Here is a 533-nt window from a genome sequence, read left to right as displayed (position 1 = left end):
GCCTAACAATTCATTCAAGCCGAAGCCGCTTCGCGGCTCGGCTTAATTCAGGCGTTAGGCGTCATATGGCAACGTCTCAGCCGCCTCTGGAAAAGCGAATCAACGTCTTGGTCGATTCGTGTGTCTTCATTGATGCATTCGACCCTCGTTCGCCCAACCATGGCGAGTCGCTGGCTTTGCTTGAGGCCCTGGCTGCAAGAGGCGTCGTTGTAACCATGCCAGCTCATGGTTGGTTTGAAGTTCAGTGCACGCTTCAGCGCCTTCGGAACGAAGGCAGGTTCGTCGGCCCAAAGATCGATGACAAGCAGCAATATCCTTTGAAGCTCATCCATATCGATGAGAAGTTCATCTCCAAGTACGCCATGGCTGAACTTCCCTACATCAAGGCCGGGGACCACATCTTCCTTGCGGTTGCGAAGGTGAACAACATCTCCCTCATCACAAGCGACGGGAACATGATCAAAGTCGCCAAACAGTCAGGTATCTCGGTTTTCACGCCGGCGCAAGCTCTCGAGGAGACGCAAAAGTGACGC

At 53.7% G+C, this 533-nt stretch carries 1 protein-coding gene; it reads left to right on the top strand.

Annotation, left to right across the window (positions count from 1 at the left end; genetic code table 11):
- Nucleotides 1–530, top strand: a 530-nt coding sequence (locus tag AC07OQ_RS24485) for a PIN domain-containing protein (RefSeq protein WP_495055745.1), incomplete at its 5' end; no start/stop codon positions are given.
- Nucleotides 531–533 lie beyond the last annotated feature (3 nt).

The sequence above is a fragment of the Roseateles sp. GW821-FHT09B06 genome (genome assembly GCF_059418245.1).
The sequence above is the reverse complement of the archived record's forward strand: the minus strand, read 5'-3'. Positions and strand labels throughout refer to the sequence as shown.